The sequence below is a fragment of the Aeoliella fuhlenseeensis genome (genome assembly GCF_052161615.1).
Lineage (GTDB): Bacteria > Planctomycetota > Planctomycetia > Pirellulales > Lacipirellulaceae > Aeoliella.
Genome location: NZ_CP197417.1, coordinates 1450058 through 1474663, shown reverse-complemented (window position 1 = coordinate 1474663; position 24606 = coordinate 1450058). Strand labels below are relative to the sequence as shown.

Here is a 24606-nt window from a genome sequence, read left to right as displayed (position 1 = left end):
GTACCGACATGGATACTCACGCATCGCTCGCGACCATCGACTGGGTAGTGCTCGTCGCCTACCTTGCCGCGACGTTTGCCATCAGTATCTGGACGAGCCGGCGACAAGCCACCGAGAACGAATATTTCATGGCGAGCCGCACGGCAACGCCGCTCGTCGCCGCGGTAAGCCTATTCGCCACCCTGTTCAGCACCAGTACGTTCGTTGCCGCACCAAGCGAAGGCTATCGACATGGACTGACCATGTGGCTCGGATCGGTGGGTTATGCACTGTTCACGCCTCTTGCAGTGTATTTGTTTCTCTCGTTCTTTTACGCCCGAGGCGATAACTGCACGCTGTACCAATACCTGGAGCAACGCTTCGACTGGCGAGCCCGCACGCTGGCAGCGGCGGCGTTCCTCATCGGTCGCACGCTTTCCGCGGCGACGGCGTGCTACGCGGGGGCGAAACTCTTCGACGCCATGGCGGGGTGGGACGCGAGGTGGACGATCGTCACGATGGTCCTCTTCACCACGTTCTACACGGCACTGGGGGGCATGCGAGGCGTGCTGCTCACCGACTTTATGCAGACCGTGGTGATGCTTCTGGGAGTCATCGTGATTTGGGGGTGCTTGTCGTCACTCATCGGACACGACTACGCCGCCGTGTGGTCGTACGCCAGCGACCACGGCCGCGCGTTCAACGCTGTCGCTTCGCCTGAGTTCTATCGTTTCGAACTATCCGATCGGCTTTCGCTTTGGACATTGCTATTCGTCTACTCGATTCTCAGGCCCCTGCAAGACTACGGAACCGATCAGTTGGTGGTGCAGCGACTACTCAGTGCGGGGAGCCTCGCCGACGCGAAGCGTGCCGTGTACATCAAAACCGCGATGGCCGTGCCGGTGATGGCAATCTTTTATGGACTCGGAGTGTTGCTGTTCTACTACTACAATCATGTGGCCGAAGCCCCAGTGGGACTCGAAGCCGACAAAATCTTGCCGCACTTCGTGACCACAACGCTTCCCGCACCGCTCCCAGGACTTCTGGCGGCGGCGATGCTCGCGGCACTGATGTCGACCATCTCCTCGATTTTCAGTTCACTCGCCACGGTGACCAGCATCGACTTCCTGCAGCGTTGGGGTATCGAACCAGTGACCGAAGGTCGCAAAGTCGCGTTGGGTCGACTGCTAACCCTCGCGTGGGGAGTCGTGGTGCTGCTACTTTCCCTGGCCATGTTATCGAAAGGGTCGTCGATTGAGAATTCGATCATGGAGATCAGCCAGATCATTCTATCGCTATGGGGCGTGTTGCTCGTCGTTGTGCTCGCGGGGGTGCGAACGAAGTGGGCCACCGCGAACGCCGCTACCGCCGCGCTCGTAACAGGGATGGCGGTCGGCGTATTCGTCCCCTATCGCTTCTACGTGATGGTACCTGCGGACGAGCGGATCAGCTTCCTATGGCTGGGCGTCCCGGGAATCGCGGTAACCGCGTTGGTGCTGGTGGCGATCAGCCTTTGGGAAAAGATGCGAGCAAGAGCACAAGGTTGAGTCCGGTTGTAATGATGATAACGATTACCCGGTATCTCTGAGCAAGGAGTCCTCCTTCGCGGATGTGCGGCGAATTCGCGGGTGAGCTAGGCTTTAGCTGGAACTATGTTCGTTCACGTTCTCGCTTGGCAGCCATCTCGATGCATACGATAGAACATCCCGAAACCCTGCTCGCGGAAGAGCAGGCGGTCGTTCAGTTAGCGGCGAAGAATCGCGGCATTTTCGAGATCGCCACGCGGAGTGATACGCATGGTCCGGCGATACGCGCGGGCATCGACAAGCTCTACGATCCGGCCGATCCGACGTACGCCATGCGGTGCTGCGAAACGGTCCCGCATCTGATTGAGTTGCAACTGATTCGCCAGTCGGAGGTGCCCAAGCGATTTCAGCTGACGAACTTCGGCTGGCAGTTGAGCCGCAACCTGACAGCGAAGCTCAAAGAGGAACGCCAGTTCGCGGGAGCTGACGTAGCGAGTGATACCCCACCGCATGATCCGATGCAGATGACAGCGCCAATTCGGCGCGAAGCGGAAGAGCTGACACCAACTTCGCCGGAACCGGCGTTCGGGGCGACCATTCCTCGCGCTATTGTTAGTGAATCGCCTGCAACCGAATCGCACGGGAGCGTTCCGTCCCTTGTCAGCCCCACACCGCCGGTATCGATAACGCGGACACCGCCGCCGAGCATGCCCGATTTTGGTGGGAAGAAGCGTGTGGAGAGCGGACTCGTCAGTTCTCTCGGCCTCGACGAAGGCTTCTTGCCGCCAGAGCCACAAACGCTCGCAGAGACAGGACTTTCGAGCGCGGCGATCGAAGATTTGATCCTGAAGATCGTGCAGAATGCCGGCTCAATGACGGGACGGCAGATCGCCGAGGTCCTGTGTTTGCCGCTCGCGGTGCTGGAGGATTGTCTGACAACGCTCCGCAACCGCCAGCACCTATCGCCCACCGGGTCGGCGATGCTGGGCGACTACGTGTACCAGCTCACCGACAACGGGCGTCAACGAGCACGACTGGCGATGCAGGAATGCGCCTACGCCGGACCCGCGCCCGTGCCGCTGGATGATTACGTCGCGTCGGTCGAAGCACAGACCATCCGAACCGAGAAGCCCAAGCGAGCCCGACTCGTCGAAGCGTTTTCGGACATCAACGTCGAGCCGGAGATGCTCGCTCGGTTGGGTCCAGCAATTAGCGCTGGCAAAGGCATGTTCGTCTACGGACCGCCCGGCAATGGCAAGACAACGATCGCCCAGCGCATCACGCGGTGCTTCGGCCAAAACGTGCTGATCCCCTATGCAATCATCGAAGATGGCCAGATCATCAAGCTGTACGACGCGGCGTGTCACGAACGCGTGAACTCGCAGATGTCGAGCCTACTGCGGCACAACGAACACGACCAACGCTGGATTCGCATCCGCCGCCCCACGGTGGTCGTGGGTGGTGAATTGACGATGGACAGCCTGGAACTCAAGCACGATCCCGTGAGCCACATCAGCGAAGCGTCGCTGCAACTCAAGAGCAATTGTGGGAGCTTGCTGATCGACGACTTCGGCCGCCAGCGCGTGAATCCCACCGAGCTGCTCAACCGCTGGATCATTCCGCTTGAGAATCGCATCGACTACCTGAGCCTCGCGAATGGAAAGAAGATTCAAGTGCCGTTCGAGCAACTCATTATCTTCTCGACGAACCTCGAACCCCACGACTTGGCGGACGACGCGTTCCTACGGCGGATTCCGTTCAAGATCGAGATCGGAGCTCCCTCGCGAGAGGAGTTCATCAAGCTGTTCGAGATGTTCTCGAAGAAGCTGAAGGTCGAATGCCCGAGCGAGTCGCTGAACTACCTGCTTCAGCGCCACTACGACTCCTGCGGCCGACCACTTCGACGGTGCCAAGCCCGCGACCTATTGGATCAGGCGCTGCACTACTGCGAGTACAACGAGATCCCTGTGATTGCAACGCCTGAGATTCTCGACCACGCGGTGAATAACTACTTCACGGCGATGTCGGGGAAGGAATGATGTCGAGGACAGTGTCAAGGATGAAGCGTTGACCGACGTTCCTTCCGACGACACGTAGGTCGTCGGAGCGTTTTCGAGATCACTTCTAACGAGTTCGCTCACACACCCACGGGTTCGGCAACGCACGGACCGACGGGAACTACGAGCGAAGCAGTGGTGAACTCGGATTGCTCGCCTGCGCGATAGCGTTCGGCGGACATTTGGTCGAGCACCAGGCTCGCGAGGCTCTCGCAAGTGAGGTAACCAATCGGGCGCTGACGACCGTCGACCACCACCAGGTAGTCGCTTTCGGTGGCGTTGAACGCCTCAAAGAGCTCGCTGAGTGGTTGATGGTACTCCACGATGTGGGGCATCAGCGCTCCGCGAGCACCACGACGCGGGCCGTCGGTAAACGTGAGCGATCCGGTGAGGCGGCCTTCGTCATCCACCACAGGTAGGCAAGGCAACTGCAAGCCCGCGGCAGGAAGTGCCCGGTCGAATCCGGCGTCGAGTTGTTCGCGGGTGAGGATGGCTGGGAAGAACTCCATCAAGTCCTGGGCGATCACTTCCTCGAACGGCACGCCGGTGTCGAGGTCGCTTCGCCACTGGGCGACACGCTGCTGGACTTCGGAAGCCGAGGCGATGTGATTACCACCGTAGGAGAACGACTGTTCGAGGGCCGACGCGCAGCGATCGAGTTGTTCGGCGGGTGCAATGGTCACGTCCCAGTCGCCGTGTACTGCGGTAAGCGTAGGAAGCGAGCGCAGCGTGCGAACCAGCGTATCGTTGCTGCTGAACCGCGACGCAATGGCGTCGGCGAACTGATGAGCGGCGGCGGTGTCTCGGGCGAGGGCGATGAACAGCGCGTTGTCGCCCAGCACCCCCGCGCACTCGCCTTCATGCAGTGCGTGGGCGATTTGCCGGGCAAGCGTCGCCTTGAGCGTTCGCACCGCTGAGAGTCCGTATTGCTGACTGATCTCGGCAAAGCAGTCGATGCCAAGGGCCACCCACGTGGTGGCGGACGGGGTCATGTTCGAGCTCGTGAGTTTGGTGAGCAGCGTCTCGCGAGTGAGCAGTCCTGTTTCGGGGTCGCGACGTTGGCGGCGCGACATGCGGCTCTCGAATTCGAGTCGCCGCACACCCGCTCGCAAACGCGTGAGGAGTTCGCCGATGTTCACGGGGTAACGCACCACATCATCCGCACCCGCAAGCATCAACTTCTCGGCTGCCTCGGGCGGAGCAATGGCCATTTGATAAACATAGTCGCTGGTGGCCGGCAAAGGCAGCACATCCGCGCCAACCCCATCAGGCCGGGCGTCGACGAGCAAAATGCCCGGCTTCAGGTTGCGTCGGCAGGGACTTTCGTCGCTGAAGTCGCACGTCGGCGTGACCTGATAGCCAAACAAACCGAGGGTCCACGACAGATCGCACAGGAGTTCGCGATCAGACGACAGAATGGTGACGGACAGATCGTTGGTGCCGGTTTTCACGACGTGGTGACTCCCAAGAGCATGATGAGCAGGAGGCTTTCGCCCCGAGTACCTAACAGGGAGTCTAGCATTTACTCGAGGCCGAGGCGCGAACCGCCAAGTTGTAAGCTAGAGTTTAACCGAATGGCTGCGCCCACGGCGGTAGCGAGCGCGCCTACTGCGACCTTATCCTGTCCTTTTACGAGGCTTGCCCTGTGCCATCGAACTCGCAACCACCGAGCGACACGCGGCCGCGCTTCGAGTTCTACCCGCTCGATAGCACCAAGCTGCAATGCGTCGAACTCGATCAGTTCCCGTTTGTGATTGGCCGGGCTGCTTCGGCGTCATTGCAGATCAATTCCACTTCGGTCTCGCGCGAGCACGCCGAAGTCGTCCGCACACCCACGGGTTTTTGTCTTCGTGATCGTGACAGCACCAATGGCACGTCGCTCAATGGGCGTCCCGTGCGAGAAGCACCGCTGGTCGATGGCGACTTGGTTACCATTGCCGACATCGAACTGACCTTTCTTTGCGCGGCGTTGGGCCGACTGCAAAGGACGCTCACTAAGCCGCTTCCACGAAAGAAACCTGCCGCTGAACTTCCCGGCACGACGCCGGAGCTCGCCCTCGCCCGCGGGCTGTGCGAGGTGCTGTTGCTGCAGGCATTGCCACTGGAGTGGAACAGCATTGTCGACTCACGGACCGACGCACAGCTTTGGTCGGCGGGCCACGTGCTCGCGCCGCTCGACGACGTGATCTCGCAAGGAAATGCGAAGTCGCCGACCCGTGTGGCATCGCGGCTCGAACTACTCAGTTGGCATCTAGCGGCAGAAGAGTTCGATGCTCGCGGCAACCACGGCGGGCTTCTGCTCGAGGTGATGCATCCCGAGTCGCTCGACGAGCGACTCGTTGCGGCGCTCGACGAAGTGGCCTCGCTATTGAGCTCGCCCCACCGACTGGGACTTCGAATCAACTGGGAATCGGCTACCGCGACGCCCGAGGTGCAGTACCTGCTGGAGCGCGTGGTCGATCGTGGCTACGCGGTGGTGCTTGACGAATTTGCTGATGGGGCGGCAAGCATCGAGGCGATGAATAGTCTGCTGCCCGATTGCTTGGTGCTGTCGAAGCCAGTGGTTCGTGAAGTCGCTCAGCAGCCGCGGCGTTTGCAGCGGCTCGAAATCGTCCAGACTGCTTGCAGCGCGAAGGGAATCGAAGTCGCCCTGCCCGCAGGCACGGCCGAAGACGACCTTGCCGCGTGCCGCGACTTGGGTATTCACTTGGTCCAGCATTCGGCGAGCGGGTCGGCCTCGAAGTCGTACGCTGCCGCTCACGCTTAACACCATTTCCGCTACACGACCACGCGGCGACGCACACGACTTTCACGAGCAACGTCATGGCCACTACGCCCCTCACCCTTCAACTGCCCGACGGCTACACCGCCTGCGAGCGCATTGGCTCGGGTGGGTATGGCGAGGTTTGGCGAGCGATTGCGCCGGGCGGAGTCGAGAAGGCCGTTAAAGTGGTGTTCGGACATTGCGACGAAGAGCTTGCCGAGCGCGAGCTTCGCAGTCTCGAGCGCATTCGTTCGGTGCGGCATCCGTTCGTCATCTCGCTCGAACGTTTTGAAGTCGTAGCCGGCCGGTTGATCATCGTCACCGAACTAGCCGACATGAGCCTCGACGCCTGCTTCCGAAAGCACCAAGCGGCGGGTTCGACCGGCATTCCGCGCGAAGAGCTGCTCAAGTACCTTCTCGACGCGGCCGAGGCACTGGACTACTTGGTCGGAAGCCATTCGCTTCAGCACCTCGACATCAAACCCGAGAACCTGCTGGTTGTTGGCGATCACGTGAAGCTTGGCGACTTCGGGCTCGTGAAAGAGCTGGCTTCGCGAACCATCAACTCGCTGATGGGGGGCATGACGCCGCTGTACTCGGCTCCCGAAGTGTTCGACGACGCGCCCACCTCACGAAGCGATCAATACAGCCTGGCCATTGTTTACCAGCAGATGCTTACCGGGCAGCTGCCCTTCTCGGGTCGCACTCCCGCGCAGCTCGCGAAGCAGCATACACAAGCCGAGCCCGTGCTGCACATGCTCACGGAAGGCGATCGCCGGGTGATTGGTCGTGCACTCGCGAAGCGTCCAGAGCATCGCTTTGATTCGTGCCGCGAGATGATTGACGCGCTGGTTTCCGGTGGGCTACCTGCGGTGGTGCGTGTCGCATCGCCGCACAATGCCGGTTCCCTAGCGTGCGAAGCGAATGACAACATCGACACCGAGGCGAACTCGAATCTCCACACGCAGCCCGTCGCTCGGCACGCGGGATCCGCCGCGCCCGCTAGTGGCCTCGAATGGACGCCGAAGCCCGTGCCCGCGCTGCAGCTCCACTACCCCGCGCTCGACGCTGTGGTGAAAGAGGTCGAGGCTCCCGAGGTCGATGTTACCGAGGGAACCACTTCCCCCACGCTGATCGTTGGGATTGGCGGGCTGGGGCTTGCGATGTTCGGTTCGGCACGCGATCGGCTGGTCGAATTGGACACGGCGGATCGAGTCGCTTGGCTCGCGATCGACACCGATCGGCAGACGCTCAAGGAAGCCGCGATTCATCGCGCCTCGCATCCGCTTCACGCCGACGAACTGGTACACATCCCGCTGAAACGCCCCAAGGAATACGGCGATGGTTCGCGCGACCTGTTGAGCTGGGTAAGTCGGCGATGGTTGTACAATATTCCGCGGTCGCTCGAAACACGGGGTTATCGTCCGCTGGGTCGCATCGCTGCAGTCGATCATGCCGAGACGATCTTGCATGGTTTGTACGCCAAGCTGTATCAGTTGATGTCCGCCAACCCGCGGGCAACGAAGCTTCGTGTGGTGGTGCTCGCGGGCACTAGCGGTGGAACGGGTAGTGGCATCGCGATCGACATAGCCCAGGCGGCGCGATCGATGTCGGCGGATCTCGATATCGCCATCGAAGTCGACGCCCTGTTCGCCATGCCCGAGCGGTCAGCGGGCTCGGTGGAGTCGTTGTCGATCGTCAACACCTACTCGCTACTGTCGGAACTGGTACACGTGCAGCGGCATGGCAACGTCGGCGGCGCGACGCCGCGCGGACCTTCCGCGCGGTTCGAATCCAATAGTGCTCCGTTTCGATCCGCGGCGTGGATTCCAGTTCCGCCACGCAACGAGGGCATCGACCAGCGGGTGATGTTCGACTCTGTCGCCGAGCAACTCACTCTAGAAGCCACAAGCGGCGAGGCTGCTGGCGTGCTCGAGGCGTTTCGCCAGCTCGCTTCGCTGGGCGATTTCCGCTTGCAATCGTTCGCCTGCACGCGTCTTCGGTCCAGAGATGCGGGCGACTTGCCTCCCAACCTGTTCGAACTCCATTTGGCCGGCTGCAGCTACCATCGCGCGGCCTTTGTGCTGGCGAATCAGGGTTTCCGCGAGTCGACGGCGCTACGGAACAAGTTTCCGCTGGCGCGGGTTTACGAGACGAAACAGCCAGAGAGCACGTTCGTCGCCGCGGCGCTCGACGTGGTGCCGCTCCAAGTCGCCGCGAACTTGGCCGAGTTCTACCCCGATATCGCCGACGCCGCGGCACGATTGCACACGCGCGACGACATCGAGTGGCAAGACATCCGGGCGCGCCGCGTGAGCGAGACGATGCACCGTCCGAGTGTCGCCCCGATGGCGATGGATGGCACCGATCAACCAACGCTTCAGCGCCCGGCGTTGGTGTAAAAGCGTCAGTTACTGTTTGGCTTGGCGAACGTTATCTCGATTCCGCCGTCGCCTGGAAGGAGCTTGTAGCCGCGAGTGAGCGGCTCGGCAGTTCCCTCGGCGATATGCACTTCGTACGGATGACCTTGGAACTCACCGGCAAGCGACTTTGACGTGATCTTCGTGAACGGAAGCGTCGCTGAGTCCGCGGAGTCGAGCTCCACCCACCAGTCGGCTTTGGTGCCATCGAGCTGCATCGTGAATGCTCGTTCGTTGAGCTTCAGGACTAGCTTGCCATCGAGGTTTTTGAGCGGCCAGATGATCTCAAGCACCCCCTCGCCCTGCTTCGTGACCTGAGGCAAACCGCCTTCGAGTTCGATTACTTGGCCATCGACACGAGCCTTGAACCGCAAGCCGGCATGCTTTTCCTTCGAGCTCCAGTGAAAGCCATCGACTACAGGCAGCGTGAAAAACTCCACGCTCGAGCGGTCGACGTTCGTCCGCAGGATGGGCGACTCCATCGTCTCGTCGAACAGATGGATGTCGCGGACGCGCATTTTGCCGTGCTCCCAAATCAGATTGGTACGAAAGAACCGGCTGTTGAACCACACGGTTTGCCTCGGGTCGCCGCTCGGAGGTGTCAGGTAAGTGATCGCAGTGGGTGGCGTGACTGGAAACCGCTCACGGAACCATTCGCCCGATGCCGCGAGGGTCTCGACGCGGAGTTTGCCTTCGTCGCGGAGCTTGGCGATCAGCGGGAATTGGTACTGAAGGCCCTGCCGCATCGAGCGCCAAGTGAACGAGTTCTCTTGCCCCGCCTGCGTGTAGTTGAACGCCAAGCACTCGCCATCGACCAGATTGCCGAGGAACCAATCGACCCACTCGCGGCTCGCGCCGCCGTTGCCGTAGACGGGCTCCAGCGAGATCACCCCTTGGTACGCGCCGCCGATCCCGGCGTCGTACTGACGCAGAGGATCGCTGCCAAGCATGCGAAAGATTGGAACCGGCATCTGACCCGCCTCGGTCTGGGCGGGCATGTAGGCGTTGAGCTTGCTGGGGTAGTACGCCTGGTTCCAGTACCCGCCCCACAGCGTGTAACCATCGGTGCCGACTTGGTCCTTGCAGTTAGCACTGGCGACGATGCCGTACTTGTCGTGCAGGTACTGCAGCGTGTGCGCGTCGATGAACCACGAGGCGACCGACTTCGGGTAGTAGCCGAAGATCTCCTTGAAGTCGGTCATGTAGACGTCGGCGAGCTTCTCGCGCTCGGCGGGCGTGTAGCCCGACACGAAGCCAACGTTGGCATGCCAGTCCCACGGAAAACGCCCTCGCCACTTAAGCCCCGCCTTCTCCACCAGCGGCTGCGGCAGTTCCCACCACGCACCAATCTCAAACTGTTCGGGCGGGAGCGACTTGAGGAGCTTCTGATAACGCGGGTCCATCAAGGCGTCGTACTGCAACAGGAACGTCCCTGGCAGATCGTGCTTCTGCATCAACTCGGCTTGCTTCTCCACCGTCTGATAGAGCACGTCCTCGGTAATCGCGGCGTCGCGAGGTTCGAGCAGGCGAATGAAGTTGACGATGTTGACAATCCGCGGAGCGGAAGTCTCAGCAGAATCGTTTTGCGCATTGCCACGACAAGCGACGCTTACGACGGCAACGAAAACGCATAGCACGAGTGACGGCTTCATGACCGTGAGGGACCTAAAAAGCAAACATTTGTCAGGAGAAGTGTCGAAGGACCTACATCAATGCCACCGCCACGCCCGCTTGCGAGCGGCCGTGGCGATTGCGAATAGCGTAGTTAGCGTGTGCACCGAAGTGGTACACGAACCATTAGCTGCGGCGAGCGCGACGCGCGGCGAGCAGCATCACACCCAGAGCACCCAGGCACACGGTAGCCGGCTCGGGAACCGCTGCAGCGCCGAGTTCGGCTCCGATACCCGCTGGCGGATACGGGTTGTTGGCTCGCCACAGCAAGAAGTCTTCGAGGTCGACGATGTCGGCACCAGTCAGGTCGCCCTGCTCCTTGGTGGCCGGTGACAGGCCGAAATTCGAGCTGATGATGCCGTAGTCGGTCATGTTCACCAAATTGTCGCCGTTGACATCGCCCGGGATGGGACCACCCTCGTTGACGGTCAGTATAAAGTTGTCGAGCTCGGGCCAGTTCCCCGTGCTTCGCACGCCAATGCCCATCGGCTTGCCAATGGCGGGGCTGCCGGCGGGGACGACGAAGCTGCCCGAAATCGTCTCAAGCGTGCCAGTGCTGAAGACGCGCGAGGCTTCGAGGGCCGTGATGGTTCCGGCATTGTCGTAGACCATCACCACCGAATGCGCCGCGCCGGCGTTGCCGATGTGGTCCCAGCTAAAGTTAAAGAGATCGCCGGCTGCGGCGTTCCAGGTGGTCATGTTGTGAGCGGCGTTGCCCGGCTGGAAGAACGCGATCATGTCGCCGGTGGCAGCCTGTGCGCCCTTGAGTTGCACGCCGCTGTCGTTGTCGGCGGTGGACACGCCCGTCCAAACCGACCAGTTGTCGATGTTCGGCGTGCCGTCCCACACAGGGATCTTGGTGGTGTTCACCACGCCATCGGCAAGTTCGAAGCTGCCATTGTTCGTTACAGGATCGATTAGCACCACGGCCATGGCGGGCGACGCCACGACCATCACACTCGCCAAAGCTACAAACCATCTTGCGAAAGTCATCGAAAACCTCCTCGGAGAACTAAGCTACGCTATTGAGCTATTGAATGAGTGCCACCACCTCGAACATCCGCCTGGCGGTGGGCTCCTCGTACGTTGAACGGTTGCCTCGTCAAAAGTATCTCTATGTCATACCGTGGCTCGTCGGCGACGAGCCAATCCTGCCACTACTGCCGCAGCCACGAGGCCAGTCAGAATCGAAGTTGGTTCGGGAACCGGATTGACGACTAGGACAAAGTTGTCCAGCTCCGGCCAGTCGACTTCAGATCCAAGGCCTAACCCAATCGGCTTGCCAATCGCCGGACTTCCATTAGGGATGAGGTAGTTTCCCGAAAGAACACCTAGCACTCCCGCACTATCCACTTGCGAACCGGGGACCGGAAGGATGGCACCAGCGTCTTCGTAAACGAGCGTCACCCAATGAGTCGCCCAATCTCGGCTGATGTAATCCCAACTGAAGGAGAGCTGATCGCCCTCCGCAGCAACCCAACCCGTCAAGTTGTAGACCGCGTTACCTGGCTGGACGAATGCAAACATTTGGCCATCCGTCGCCTGACCACCCGCTTGTACGCCGCTGTCGCCGGTTGCAGTCGACATCTCAGTCCACTCGGTCCAGTCGTCAATATCGGGGACGGCAACCCCGTCCCACACTTGGATCTTCGTCGTGTTCAACTGCCCGCCAGCAAGTTCAAAGCTACCGTTGTTATGCATGGGATCAATAAGGGGAATCGCCGCCAGCGAGTGACTCGATCCCAACCCCAGTACTACACACACAGCGCAGGCAAACTTTAAACACGTCATTGGACACTCCGAAGCATTGAACGAGGATTAATCAATTAGTAGCAACATCGAAAGAAGCAGACACAACCAACCTACTCATCGCCTCTAGCACGCGGGGCAAGGACAGTTAGCGGCGGCGAGCGCACCCAGCCAAAGCCATCGCGGCCATCAGACAGGTGGCCACGGTGGAAGGCTCGGGAACGGAAGCAGGTGCTGCTGCCAAAGCACCTGCCCCCGCGCCCGAAGTAGCTCCGAAACGCGACTTCCAGAACGTGTAGTCAGCCGCGTCGACCACGCCAGGGCTGATGCCAGCCCCTTCGTTGGGCAGGCTGGTGCCCCCCAGGTTGTCGCGCCACACGGTGTAGTCGGCCAGATTCACAATGCCGTCGTTGTTGTAATCGCCTTCGACTAACAAGGTCGTCTCGATCGCACCGTACCGAACCGTTCCTTGAGCGACGTAAGGATCGCCACCCGCCACCGACACGGCGAACGACAGATCAAGGTCACGCAGGCCGCCGATGTTGAACATCTGGCCCAGTTCAAACTCTTGCCCCGGCGTCAGCACCGGCAGCGGATCGAGCGGCACGAGTTCGTTGAGCTGGAACTGATTGGCTGCCGATTCCAGCCAGCCAGCTTGGTTCTGGTCGTCCAAGCTAGTCCAGCCCGTGGCGTTGAGCGAACCCGCTTCGGAGGTGATGCGATAACCCAACAGCTCGATGGTGAAGCCCGAGCTATTCTTCAGTTGGCCTTCGCCCGTCGTGGGGTCAACCGTCAGCAACAAGTTGTTGGCGGCCTTCGATCCGGTGAACTTCACGATCCCCGCCGTCGAGGCGGCGTCGCCCTCGGCACCGTAGCGGAACGTCAAATCAGGCGCCACACCAAACTGCGTTGGCGACACATAAACGCCGGTGCCGAGCGAGGTCGGTGTCGAGTTCAAAGTCTTGCTCGAAAGAGGATTCACCTCGTTCAGCACATTGGCGGTCTGCGTGCCCACTTCTGCCCAGTCGGGCTGCGACTGATCGGCCAAGCTGTTCCAGCCAGCTGGATTGAGCTGCCCCCCTGCCGAACGAATCGAGTAGCCCACCATGTTGATCGCCGCGCCGCTCTCGCTCGAAACCGAAATCGCACCAGTGTCGGTGTTGACGGTAAGCGTCGGCAGGGCTTGGTACTTCATCTGAAGCTGCTTGCCACGACCGCCATTGACGATCTTGGTCGTGTAACCCGTTCCTGCCGCCGGCAGCGGACCGGCGGTGACCGTGTGGGAGCCGAACGCACCACTAATCTGAGCCGCGTCCATCAGCGTCCAGGTCGCGCCCAGGCTGGGATTAAAACTCGTGGTTTGAATCTTGAGCGGACCTTGAACGTCGTTGATCTGTCCATCAGCAGTGAGCACCGTGTGGGTCGCTCCCTTCAGATTCACGACGTACTCTGTGCCACCTTGGAAGGTTGCGAACGTCGTCGCGTGCAGCGTGTGCCCCGCGCCGTGCGTGACAGTACGACCCGCGAGCCACATTTCGTTGGTCGAAGTAACGGAAGAAACTCCGGTACCGGCACCCACTTCGAGTTTGCTCCCCGCATTCATATCGATACGCGTTGCGGAGAAGGTGGCCCCGCCGTCCACTCGCACAACCCCCGTGCCGCCGAGGCCGATATTGGCCCAACCTGTGGCTTCGCCGGTTCCGGCGACGAGATTGAGCGTGCCACCCGACTGCAGGTGCACGGTGCCGCGGTCGCCTGCGTCCACGCCGAGGGTGATGCCACCGGCAGGTGCGAGCGCAGCGGTATTAAGCGTAGCGGTACCGCCGTTATTGATGATGGCAACATCTTCGAAATCGACGTCGGGAACTTCCCCTGAGTCCCAGTTGCCTGGAGTATTCCAACTGCCCGAGCCCGTTGGGACCCAGAACACGTCGAAGGCCCGCGCCGGCGTGGCAACGAGCGGCGTGCATAGAAGTGCAACGGCCAGAACAGGGTGGCCGTGGCCCCATAAAATCTTCAGCATGAGATCCGCTCCGCTTGTGTAGTGGTGCTTATCGCGAAGTTATCAACAAGAGCAAGCGAGCCAGATAAGAAACGCCCGTGTCCCCCATGGACACCTACCGCCGGTTGCCTGCTCAAAGTAGCATTTATAAGTGTGGCGGATAAAGGTGGCGTCCGCCGCGCCCGCTTAAGTTGTCCGCATCGCAATGATGCGTGTCACCGAATCCGATCAGTTTATTGGAACCAGTTATAGTTTGCTGGCATCGATCACGTTGCCATCCTCGCGGTTGCCCAAATCGCGATGGGCATTGCCATCGATATCGAACGACATGGCATGGACACTGCCATCGCAGTAGGCCATCAGCCACACTGCCGCATGCGCGGAACCGAAACGCCCTGCTCCGTCGTTATCCGCGTCCGAGTCCTGGGCCGGCGTCAACGGCACGATGTTGGCTCCATTCAATCGCCCAGTGACGCGGTAATTGTCGTTATTGAAACCGGTGCACCACGTCTCGTTGTCACCGCCCCATTCACCTGTCTCGTAGTGCGCGACCGGAATGTAACGCTCGCCAATCATATAAGTATTGGAAGTACCGTCGCTAATCCGCCGCATGCCGACTTCGCTTCGGGCATAGGAGATGCCAACCATGTAAGGCTTGACGGTTCTTCGATCGGTGGGCCAGCTTTGCGTAAGGGCCGCGTTGTAGTCTTCTGGCCCCCTTCCATCATTTTGGTCGACCCATTCATTCCAAGCCACTCCCGAGCACATTGCGTAGTCAGACCGACCAGCCACATTGGGTGTCAGCGCGTTTTTAAGACCCTGTCCTCCGCCAGCATTGTTGGTGCCCATCGGATAGGTGCGCGAAGCTCTCCGCGTCGGACAGTTCATAAAGTCGATAGGAGTCTGAACGACGTAGGAAGCTCCCGTCCGCTGGTCACGCGACAGAACCATCGGGTCACCGTCGCCTCCAGTATCGTGTAGCGCCCCCTGCTCCATGTACGTCAGCGTGTTGTAGATCCAGCCACCGGGCTGGTCCTTGCCATAACCCCGATCGGGATCACCGACCCAAAACCAGCCCCAGCCGCCCGTCGGAAAGTGCTTATGGGTGTCGTGATGATTGATCGCGCCGAGCGCCAACTGCTTGATCTGGTTCTGGCACGTCGTCCGCCGCGCGGCTTCGCGGGCCGCTTGCACCGCCGGCAGAAGTAGCGCCACCAGGATGCCGATGATCGCGATCACCACCAGAAGCTCGACCAGGGTGAAACCGCGGCGTGATCTTCCCCGATCCACCACCTCGCGACTCCGCCCGCTCTTGTGACACCGTTCCATAAGACGCCATCTCCGTTTTCGCTCTCGGCCATCCATGCCGATGCGAGATCACATGTAGAAAAGGAAACATCGATAAGCCGGGCCAGCCAAGTCCGCTTGGCCAGCCACATCTCTTCCCCTGCCGTATCTGTCCGACCTAGCTGCCGCGGTGTCAGAAAAATAGAAAAAATTGCGGGGATCGACGGCAAGTCGCAACTCAGAGACAATTTTCTTACTTTTCCGCGGCTCGCCGCGACACCTTTTGCCACCACACGGACATACGGCTAGATAGGTGCCAATAGGCACCTCGTCGGCTACGGCCAGTAGCACTTGTCCGCCAGATTCATGGGTACGTTTCAGGGGTAAGGGAGGCGATGAACGACGACCAACAACCACAACCTGACGCACCGCCCGATCCCCAGCTAGAGAGCTTCGTCCACCGGCTCACCGAGTCCCAAAGCAGCCTGCGTGCCTATCTCCTGGCCGCGCTGGGCAACTACGACGACGCGTCCGAAGTGCTCCAGCGGACGAACCTCGTTCTGTGGCGGAACGCCCGTAAGTTCCGCCCCGAGGCCGAGTTCATGCCGTGGGCGGTGACGCTTGCACGGTTCGAAGTGATGTCGTTTTACCGCGACCGCAGCCGCGACCGGCACGTCTTCACCGAAGAGCTGGCGCTGCTGATGCTGCAGTCCGCCGAAACCGAAAAAGTCGACTTGGTCGATCGCCAAGCCGCGCTCCGCCACTGCATCGCCCAGCTGCCACAGAACTCCCGCGAGATGGTCGCCGAGCGTTACGAAAGCCGCACGTCGATCGCCGCGATGGCCACCCGAATGGAACGAACCGAGAACGCCATCAAGTCGGCGCTCGTACGAATTCGTAAGGCGCTGGCCGAGTGCATTACCAAACGTATGGAAGTCGACTCGGCCACTTAAATTCAACCGCACAAACCACCCCAACCCATTGCAGGCGCAATTCACTCAGGCGCGGACACGACGGAATGGCGACAGCCGACCAACCTTTTGAACTGGAAGAACTGCTGCTTCGCGTGCTGAGCCACGAAGCAACGCAGGAGGAAACCGCTGCGCTCGACGCCGAACTCCGCCGTTCGCCCGAGCTCCGTGCCGAGGCGTTCCGGTTCTTGTGCGACGACTCGCTCCTCGCCGAACACTACGCCACGGAGCGCCAAGCCGGCCGGTTGCTCGAAGCCCTGCGGCCCGAAGCGCTGGGTCCCGAAGCACTGGGGCCCGACGCCACGGCCGAGTCGGCCAAGGTCACCCCGGCCACGTCTGTGCGGCTCGTCGATCGCGTCAATCGCCATGGTGTCGCCATCGCCGCGGCCGCGGCAATGATCATCGTGGCGCTGGGCGTCTACACGGTGCGGCTTAACTCGCAGCTCGCCAGGCTCCACGAACTCTCGGTAATCGGAACTGAAGAACAGCTCGCCAGCCAAGACAACCTCAAGGGCCCCAATGACAACGCCCCCGCTCCGACGGGCCAAACCATCGGACGCGTCGCCGGACTCAGTGATGCGGTGTGGGTCGAGGGGGCACGCGAACTCAAGTTCGGCGACAAGCTCCGCGAAGGCGATCGCATCGCGCTGGAAAGCGGCGTGGTCGAACTGCTGCTCTCCACCGGTGCCAAAGTCACGATCGAAGGCCCCGCCGAGCTCGACACCCAGTCGGCACTGCAAACGCTGCTTACCCGCGGCAAACTCGCCGCCGCTGCGCCGCGGACCGCGCGTGGCTACACCGTTATTACGCCGACTGCCGAACTCGTCGACATCGGCACGCAGTTTGGCGTGATGGTCGACGACCTCGGCGATTCCGAACTCCACGTGTTCGATGGCGACGTGGTTGCCCGCTCGCGAATGGCCGCTGCCGGTGCCGATTTGCTGCACGCCAAGCAGGACCAAGCGATGCGGTTCGACTCCACCAGCGCCGAGCCAACGCGTTTCGCCGCTCGCGCCGCCGAGTTCATTCGCCACGTCACGCCGGTTTACAACCCCGACGACCTGCCGCCGATTCCTTCGAGCAAGGACCTCGCCGTTTGGTACGCGGCCGACAAGTGCAATCAGGTGAGCGACGACGGCCGCGTCGGAACATGGAACGATCTGCTCGTTGGCGACAACGACTTCGCCGACAACGCCTGGCAGTTCGACGAAATCCACCGCCCACGCCTCATCGAGGACGGAGCCGGTCGCAAGGCCCTGGCGTTCGATGGCTGGTCGTCCTACATGGTCACCAGCCCCATCGACGCGACGGCCGAGCAGACCACGTTCATGGTGGTAATGCCAGCCCCGATCAGCTACTCCGACGTGCAGATGCTACTGAAGTACGCCGAAGCCCCGTCGCTCGAACTCACGCTCCGCTCCAACGCCTCGTTGCGGGGTTGGGTCTGGCCCGGCCCCGACAAGGCCAACGTTGGCGAGGTGAACTCCGCCACGATCGACAACTCGAAGCCCCTGGTCCTCGCTTACCAGTACGACACCGACTCGAAGTCCGCCAAGCTGTGGCTCAACGGCGCGCTGCAAGGGACCGCCGAGGCCCCCGTCCCGCTGACCGACTACGGACAAACTTACCTCGGTCGTCACTCCGACCCCAACCACCGCACCTCTTACTTTGGCAACATGTACGAGGTGATCGTGTTCAACAAGACTTTTGACGAAACCGAACTGAAGGAGTTTTGGACTTACTTTTCGAAACGCTACAACCTCGAGTGACAGCACCGCCGGCTAGCCGCACCCTTGAGTGGCCGCTTGGCAGAGTCGTAAATGCCGCATAAAACTCGTTGGTTTTTCCTCGTCTATCGTTTACAATTCAGGGGTGTTTACCATCCAACTGCTTTGTCAACTCCTCTAAGTGGATTCTTCACAAAGCGGTTGCAGATAGTAAAACGCTGCCAACACTCGATACGCATCCTTGTCCGTTTGCTCCCCTTGTCAGTTGCGGAGTTCCGGCCGTGACTCGTTACACTCCTCCTCATAGTTTCCGCGTAGGGCCCCCGCGCGGGTTCACGCTCGTCGAGCTGTTGGTCACGATCAGCATCATGGCCTTGCTCCTCGCGCTACTATTGCCAGCGGTTCAGTCCGCCCGCGAAGCCGCGCGTCAGATCGAGTGCAAGAACAACCTCAAGCAACTCGCCATCGCCTGCCATAGCCACCACGATGTCCACGGGTTCTTTCCCACCGGTGGCTGGGGATGGTTCTGGACCGGCGACGCCGACCGCGGTTTCGGCAAAGACCAACCCGGCGGATGGATCTACAACACGCTTCCTTACTTCGAGCAGTACAGCGTGTACGAGACCGCCAGCGATGGCGATCCCGAAAAGCTCACCCGCAAGCAACGCACAGGAGCCGCCGCGATCATCGAGACGCCGCTGTCGATCATCAACTGCCCTTCGCGCCGCGCGAACGTTGCCTATCCGCTCACCTCCAACGCCAGCGGCGTCATGGGCTTCTTTAATTCGCTCACGCCCAACCGTGCCGGCCGCAGCGACTACGCCGCCAACTCGGGCCACGTATTCAACGAGTGGAGCAATCACATCCTCGGCCGCGGACCACGCACCTACGAGGAAGCTCGCACATGGTCCACCGCCGGCTACTGGGGGGTCGACCTCGCGCCGTTCGATCGTACGCTCCCCGAGCAGCAAGTGATGAGTGGCATCTCCTACGAACGCAGCACCGTCGCCATCCGCCAAATCACCGCGGGCCTGACGCACGTCTATCTCATCGGCGAGCGGTTCATTCCTTCCGAGCACTACGAAACCGGCTGGCACATCGGCGACAACGAAACCTGGTGCACCGGTTTCAATAACGACAACTATCGCCGCACCGGTCGACTCGTCGGCCGCGAGATCGTCGAGAGCGTGCCAATCCCCGACACCGCGACCAACATCGCCGAAGACTGGGGCCGCTTCGGCTCCGCCCACTCCGGCATCTGGAACGTCGCCCACTGCGACGGCAGCGTCGCCGGCATGACCTACGACCTCGACTGGCGCATCCACCGCGACGCCGGCAACCGCCGAGCGAACTGAAAAATTGATTGATGAAGGAAGCATCGCATTCTATCCTCGCCGAACCGATCACGGTCGGGCTGACTCGCAAGTGCCTCGCCTGTAACAAGCGTTTCGCGCTGGAGCATCTGCGAACTGCCGAGCACCCCACGCTCGGCCATCTCAAGACGTACCAGTGCAAACACTGCGGCGTGACGTTCAATTTCGCCACCCGCCTGCCCGATGGCGCGCTGTAGTCTCAGGTGGCAGCAAGTAGCAAGTAGGCCGCGATCGAGCTCCGCGCCGACCCGGCAATTCACGCTCAGCAAATATTCAAACGTTCGTCTCGCAACATCGCGGGTGGCACCGACTTTCGGCCGCATCAACCATCGCCACCTCGCACCACATCCCACGGCCGATTGTCGGCGTGCGCAGCACAACAGGTCTTGCCGGTCCGACAAAGTAGGCCGCGATCAAGCTCCGCGCCAATCTGGCGCTTCACGCTTTGCAAGTCGAAGAACGTTCTACCCGCATACGTTCTCTTAGCGAAGCGATTACGTCGCAACCCGGGGAACGAACGGTCGGAATGACACCAAAAGGTGAGCCGGGGCGTCCCCGCCCCCGGAAACTAACTGAATGGCGACGCTTTGCCATCTACACGCTTTCCGGGGGCGAGGACGCCCCGGCTCACACGCGCCTGCTCCCCAAAACCACTAATACCCCCATTTCGAACCCTCGACTACAATAAACTCCCTACCCCCGAATCTCCGCGAAAACACCCCTCAAGGTGCCCCGCCAAGTGAACCGACTCCCCCTCCTCCTGCTCGTCGCCACGCTCGCGCTCGCCCCCACCGCGACGCACGCCGCCACCGCTATTTGGATCGGACCGGAGAATGGCAGTTGGTCGGACCCGGCCAATTGGTCGACGGGTGCGGTGCCGGGGAGCATGGACACTGCGATTGTAGATGACGATGCGGGAACAGTTTCAACAGTGACCGCTAATGCACCCGGCTACGTCAACTCGCTAGAAATTAAAGAAGGCGACCGATTGGTCGTCGCAAGCCAAGGTGCATTTAGGACCGGCTACATAGAGCTTGCCGGTACCTTCCGCATTGATCCAGGAAGCCTCGCTGAGACAGGGTTCTCCTTCATCATCGGGCCAACTGGTAGCGTAGAGCTTTCCCCAGGCGATCCAGCTCAGCTTGTGGCCATCAACGGCGCTTCCACTCTGTGGTGGAATCATGGGGCAATAAATGGAGCGGGAACCATTCGTCCTCAGGGAACTTTTCTAAACGACGGAGTCTTAACTGCCGATGTTCAAGACGCCTTATTGGACATATACCTCAATGGTTCATCTAGTTCGACTTTGATCACCAACAATGGTGTTGCGAAGGCCACGAATGGGGGGCACCTTCGGTTCAGGTACACTAGCAGCCAACTTCCCTTCATAACGCAATCTTCTACCGCGCGTATCGAGGCAGGCCCCCTATCCAAAGTCACGCTAGATCGCGTGCAAGTCATGGGTGGAACTTTAGCCGCACTCAACGATGATACCGGGTTGGGGACCGTCGACGCGACAGACTCCGTATTCGCCAACGTTCGCTTTGAAGGAGCTATCAACGTTGAGCGTTCTAGACTTGCCGGGAACATCGGTAACGGCGGCAAGTTACAGGTGGTTGATAATGTCACTTTAGCTAGTGACATTGTGGAACTCTCTGGTCACGGCTTGGTTCAACTGGGCGTGTCAACCGAAGTTGGTGCATCGCCTGCGTTCCTTTATTTTGCCAATCCCACAAGGCCGGGAGCTCATGTCTTCAGGAACCTCGATAACACCATCCGCGGCCAAGGTGTCTTATCACTGAATGGTGGCGCGCTTGACAATCGAGCGATAATCGAAGCCGGCTATGGTGTGGATGGCCCCCAAGTGCCCAACCGCGTAATTCTTAGTATTCAGGGGGGTGCGATTGCCAATTCGGGCGTGCTCCGAAGTGCAGCCAACACTGGCTTAGGTATGGCGGGAACGCAGGTCACGAATTATCGAGGTGACATAGCTGGGACCATTGAGGCACTTCCAGGAGGAGTAGTCGACCTTTCGCAGGTTAGCATTGTGGGTGGGACTATTCGTGCTGTGACGGCCGGTGCGGGTAGCAATTTGCCGGATGGCATTGTTCAATCCAACAGTCAGTTCACGAAATTTTCTAATCTTCAACTTCAAGGGCGCATCGGTTCCATCAGTTCGGAACTCACGCTCGATGGCCGTATTGTTGTCGATGGTTCATTGCAGCTGAGAAATCTATATCTCAATGGCAATGTTGAGCTTGAAGGAGGGGAAATAGCCATTGGTGAGAGTGCTGGAAATATTCGCCTAACCTCAACCGCTCCGAGTTCGACTCCGATTTCCTTGACGCTCGAAAGTAGCATCCTTCGGCTGCATAACATTTCTAATGCCGCATCTTATCTACGACTCGAGAACCAAGGGATGGTTGTCGCGTCGGAGGGCAAAACAGCAACTCTCCCTTCAGTTCTAGTGAAGAACGAAGGTCTTATCCACGCGGAGGCAAATGCGAGGCTTTCACTCGGTGCCGTTGAATCACCCAGTGGCACCACGGTGGCCGAAGTACGTGCGGACGAGAATGCCCTAATCTCGGTAACGCGACTTTCGGGCGGCACGGTGATATCCGCGGCGGGAACCGATGGCGAGCCCTATAGCGGAACTGTATTGATTGACAGCTTTGGTGGAGCTATCGGCCTGGAGAACGTCGTAAATCGAGGGCATATTCGGGTGGACAGAGGTACGATTTCAGGTGTTATCGAGAATCATGGTGTGATTGATTTAGGGAATTCCAGCGTCCTGCAGGCACCGTTCGCACTACAGTTCACTGGCACTGGAGAGTTACGTTTACAGGGTCGACCGTTCCAACAGTCCACCCCCTTTACCGGGCCAACGCTCATCAACGGCCCTCAGCACACCATCCGCACCAATGGCACCATCGCCTACGGTTCATCAACATTCGTAAATCAAGGGATAGTTCAAGCCGATACGGGAATCCTGACCATCTACACGCAATCCGCGGGCAACTTCATTCAGCAGGGAACCTTAAGGACGGTGGGAGCCAACACACTAAATATCTCACTTGCACAACCCCGCCTGAACAACGACGGCAACTTCGACATCAGCCCCACCGGCACCCTCGCCATCAGCGGTACTCAACAGATCCATAACCGCTCAGCGGGCGACATCGTCGTTGGCGGTACCCTGACTATCAACTCCGCCAATCTCACCAACGACGCTGGTGCCACCATCCGCGGCGGCGGAACCATCCTTGGCGCCGGCGATACCACCATCAACCAATCCATCCTCACCAACCACGGCCTCGTCGCCCCCGGCTCTACCATCGGCGATCTTCAAATCCTCGGCAACTACGTTCAATCTGCAACCGGCGTCCTCGAAATCGATGTCGCCGGCTTCGAAGCCGGCGAGTTCGATCAACTGCTGATTGAGACCATTAGCGCCTCTTCCGGTGGCCTCGCCACGCTCGCCGGCACGCTCGAGTTCAACTTCAACCCCGAGCTCATCCCCGCGCTCGGCGACGAACTCGTGGTGCTCACGGCCAAAGAGATCACCGGCGTGTTCGATACCATCGAAGGTTTGCCAGCGCTTGCCGTCGGCCTCGACTGGCAGATCGATTACCTACCGACCATGGTCATGGCCACCGTCATCGGTCTCACCCCTCCGAATCTCGCCGGCGACTTCAATGGCGACGGCTTCGTGAACCTCGCCGACTACACCGTCTGGCGAGACGGCCTCGGCGACAGCTTCGCTGCCAGCGACTACGACCTGTGGAAGCAAAACTTCGGCCGCTCGGCGAACGATCCCGCCCCGGAAGCGAATGGGCCCGCCGCTGTCCCCGAACCCACCGCAGTACTCTTAGCCCTCGCCTTCTTGCCCCTGCTCGCCCGTCGCGTGCGGCGTTAATTACTCTCTTGCCTACGCTCCGCGTGGGAATGCATGCCCGGCCGCTCCGCGGCCTTCGCCGACGAAGGACCGCAGAGCGGTCGCCCATGGTGTTCCCACGCAGGAGCGTTGGAACAAGAAGTTGAACGGATCGCACGGACACGCAGCATTCCATTATCTGCCTCTCAAGATCAACCAACCTGAACGCGCTGCGGCCAGTCGGCGGTCTCCATTCTTTCGTTGTTCCCCTGCGGTGCATTGGAACGCGTAGGGAATAGGGCGAAAAACGCAACGTTACCCCCAATGGCGCATCAATTGCATTCTCTCTGCCACGACGCGATGGCGATGCATGCCGCGCGTTTCACACAAACCACTTTTCACGGAGAGACGAACATGGCCCGTAAACCTGACTGGTACACCAAAGACACCGATAGCACCTGGGATCGCATCAAGGCGGCGTTTGCGAACGACTGGGAGCAAACCAAAGCCGACTTCGGTTCCGACACCGCCCGTGACATGAACCAAGACGTCGACGACACCATCAAACAAGCGATGGGCACCGACGACGCCTTCGAGAATCGCGAGCAAGCTTTTCGTTTCGGCCACGCCGCCCACACGCACTACGGCAACGACTACCGCGAATGGAACGACGAACTCGATCGGAAGCTCCAAAAGGACTACGACGGCGACTACAACCGCGACCGCCCCTACATCCGCCACGCGTACTTGTATAAGTACTAGTGGGGTAACATCCTAGTTGCCGTGAATCCGAGAAACTCACGGGTGCCTGGGGACGAGCCCCGCGAGCCCCCAGTGAGTTGCTCGACTTGCACGAGCTCGCGCACCCTCCTCTTCCCAGCCGCGGAGCGGCGACAGCGCATAGCCGCGGAGTGGCGAAAACGCATAGCCTGTGGCGCAAGCCACAGGACTACGCGCCATCGCGCATCAATAGCCCCGGAGGGGCGATAGCGAACCCAAAGAGCGAGAGACCTTAAACGCGTGTCATTCTGAAGGGAGCTGCACGACCCGAAAAATCTCGCCCCTGTGAATACTTTCCCAATGGCGGATGAGATCCTTCAGTCGCTAGGGCTCCCTCAGGATGACACAGGGGTCTGTAGTTCGCAGATTTCGCGGTCCACAACTATTTCCGATAAAATGTCCACTTGTACATATTAACCCTTGACA

16 protein-coding genes are annotated in these 24606 nt (G+C 60.2%); 10 read left to right on the top strand and 6 right to left on the bottom strand.

Translation table 11 applies throughout. The features are described from left to right. Positions 1-8: 8 nt before the first annotated feature. A complete protein-coding gene (locus SH292x_RS05630; protein ID WP_442484608.1) occupies positions 9-1526 on the top strand; it encodes a sodium:solute symporter family transporter in 1518 nt (505 codons plus the stop codon). Between the two features lie 140 nt (positions 1527-1666). Further along, positions 1667-3544, top strand: coding sequence for an AAA family ATPase (locus SH292x_RS05625; protein ID WP_442484607.1), 1878 nt, complete (start codon positions 1667-1669; stop codon positions 3542-3544). 98 nt (positions 3545-3642) lie between these two features. Here SH292x_RS05625 and SH292x_RS05620 read toward each other — a convergent pair whose 3' ends face one another. Next, a complete protein-coding gene (locus SH292x_RS05620; protein WP_442484606.1) occupies positions 3643-5013 on the bottom strand; it encodes a hypothetical protein in 1371 nt (456 codons plus the stop codon). Between the two features lie 194 nt (positions 5014-5207). On the opposite strand from SH292x_RS05620, the gene SH292x_RS05615 reads away from it, so the two are divergent. Continuing rightward, positions 5208-6329 carry an FHA domain-containing protein gene (locus tag SH292x_RS05615; RefSeq protein WP_442484605.1) on the top strand — a complete coding sequence of 374 codons (1122 nt, stop codon included), beginning with the start codon at positions 5208-5210 and terminating at the stop codon, positions 6327-6329. Between the two features lie 56 nt (positions 6330-6385). Then, positions 6386-8728 (top strand): protein kinase domain-containing protein, encoded by a 2343-nt coding sequence (locus tag SH292x_RS05610; RefSeq protein WP_442484604.1) that lies wholly within the window; start codon positions 6386-6388, stop codon positions 8726-8728. Positions 8729-8733: 5 nt separating this feature from the next. Here the strand turns inward: SH292x_RS05610 and SH292x_RS05605 are convergent, their stop codons facing one another. From SH292x_RS05605 to SH292x_RS05585, 5 genes are all read right to left on the bottom strand, one after another. Next, positions 8734-10398, bottom strand: coding sequence for a hypothetical protein (locus SH292x_RS05605; protein WP_442484603.1), 1665 nt, complete (start codon positions 10396-10398; stop codon positions 8734-8736). Positions 10399-10543: 145 nt separating this feature from the next. After that, positions 10544-11410, bottom strand: coding sequence for a PEP-CTERM sorting domain-containing protein (locus tag SH292x_RS05600; RefSeq protein WP_442484602.1), 867 nt, complete (start codon positions 11408-11410; stop codon positions 10544-10546). Positions 11411-11536: 126 nt separating this feature from the next. Beyond that, positions 11537-12118: a PEP-CTERM sorting domain-containing protein gene (locus SH292x_RS05595; protein ID WP_442484601.1), complete on the bottom strand. Its 582-nt coding sequence runs from the start codon at positions 12116-12118 to the stop codon at positions 11537-11539. 196 nt (positions 12119-12314) lie between these two features. Then, positions 12315-14189 carry a hypothetical protein gene (locus tag SH292x_RS05590; protein ID WP_442484600.1) on the bottom strand — a complete coding sequence of 625 codons (1875 nt, stop codon included), beginning with the start codon at positions 14187-14189 and terminating at the stop codon, positions 12315-12317. A 225-nt stretch (positions 14190-14414) separates the two neighbouring features. Then, positions 14415-15497: a DUF1559 family PulG-like putative transporter gene (locus tag SH292x_RS05585; RefSeq protein ID WP_442484599.1), complete on the bottom strand. Its 1083-nt coding sequence runs from the start codon at positions 15495-15497 to the stop codon at positions 14415-14417. Positions 15498-15850: 353 nt separating this feature from the next. Between SH292x_RS05585 and SH292x_RS05580 the strand changes: the two genes are divergently transcribed. The 6 genes from SH292x_RS05580 to SH292x_RS05555 all read left to right on the top strand — a co-directional run bounded on the left by SH292x_RS05580 (position 15851) and on the right by SH292x_RS05555 (position 24162). Next, positions 15851-16408 carry a sigma-70 family RNA polymerase sigma factor gene (locus SH292x_RS05580; protein ID WP_442484598.1) on the top strand — a complete coding sequence of 186 codons (558 nt, stop codon included), beginning with the start codon at positions 15851-15853 and terminating at the stop codon, positions 16406-16408. A 65-nt stretch (positions 16409-16473) separates the two neighbouring features. Then, positions 16474-18195 carry a hypothetical protein gene (locus tag SH292x_RS05575; protein ID WP_442484597.1) on the top strand — a complete coding sequence of 574 codons (1722 nt, stop codon included), beginning with the start codon at positions 16474-16476 and terminating at the stop codon, positions 18193-18195. A 239-nt stretch (positions 18196-18434) separates the two neighbouring features. Continuing rightward, entirely contained in the window at positions 18435-19508 is a 1074-nt protein-coding gene (locus SH292x_RS05570) for a DUF1559 family PulG-like putative transporter (protein WP_442484596.1), read from the top strand. A gap of 11 nt (positions 19509-19519) precedes the next feature. Then, positions 19520-19723, top strand: coding sequence for a hypothetical protein (locus tag SH292x_RS05565; RefSeq protein ID WP_442484595.1), 204 nt, complete (start codon positions 19520-19522; stop codon positions 19721-19723). Between the two features lie 542 nt (positions 19724-20265). Continuing rightward, positions 20266-23442, top strand: coding sequence for a hypothetical protein (locus tag SH292x_RS05560; protein ID WP_442484594.1), 3177 nt, complete (start codon positions 20266-20268; stop codon positions 23440-23442). A gap of 372 nt (positions 23443-23814) precedes the next feature. Then, positions 23815-24162, top strand: a complete 348-nt coding sequence (locus SH292x_RS05555) for a hypothetical protein (RefSeq protein WP_442484593.1) — start codon at positions 23815-23817, stop codon at positions 24160-24162. Positions 24163-24606 lie beyond the last annotated feature (444 nt).

What these genes read in the sequence shown, in the direction of transcription:
- SH292x_RS05630 (WP_442484608.1), top strand. Translation starts at nt 9, where the DNA reads ATGGATACTCACGCATCGCTCGCGACCATCGACTGGGTAGTGCTCGTC.
- SH292x_RS05625 (WP_442484607.1), top strand. Translation starts at nt 1,667, where the DNA reads ATGCATACGATAGAACATCCCGAAACCCTGCTCGCGGAAGAGCAGGCG.
- SH292x_RS05610 (WP_442484604.1), top strand. Translation starts at nt 6,386, where the DNA reads ATGGCCACTACGCCCCTCACCCTTCAACTGCCCGACGGCTACACCGCC.
- SH292x_RS05605 (WP_442484603.1), bottom strand. Translation starts at nt 10,398, where the DNA reads ATGAAGCCGTCACTCGTGCTATGCGTTTTCGTTGCCGTCGTAAGCGTC.
- SH292x_RS05600 (WP_442484602.1), bottom strand. Translation starts at nt 11,410, where the DNA reads ATGACTTTCGCAAGATGGTTTGTAGCTTTGGCGAGTGTGATGGTCGTG.
- SH292x_RS05595 (WP_442484601.1), bottom strand. Translation starts at nt 12,118, where the DNA reads ATGCATAACAACGGTAGCTTTGAACTTGCTGGCGGGCAGTTGAACACG.
- SH292x_RS05590 (WP_442484600.1), bottom strand. Translation starts at nt 14,189, where the DNA reads ATGCTGAAGATTTTATGGGGCCACGGCCACCCTGTTCTGGCCGTTGCA.
- SH292x_RS05585 (WP_442484599.1), bottom strand. Translation starts at nt 15,497, where the DNA reads ATGGAACGGTGTCACAAGAGCGGGCGGAGTCGCGAGGTGGTGGATCGG.
- SH292x_RS05580 (WP_442484598.1), top strand. Translation starts at nt 15,851, where the DNA reads ATGAACGACGACCAACAACCACAACCTGACGCACCGCCCGATCCCCAG.
- SH292x_RS05575 (WP_442484597.1), top strand. Translation starts at nt 16,474, where the DNA reads ATGGCGACAGCCGACCAACCTTTTGAACTGGAAGAACTGCTGCTTCGC.
- SH292x_RS05565 (WP_442484595.1), top strand. Translation starts at nt 19,520, where the DNA reads ATGAAGGAAGCATCGCATTCTATCCTCGCCGAACCGATCACGGTCGGG.
- SH292x_RS05555 (WP_442484593.1), top strand. Translation starts at nt 23,815, where the DNA reads ATGGCCCGTAAACCTGACTGGTACACCAAAGACACCGATAGCACCTGG.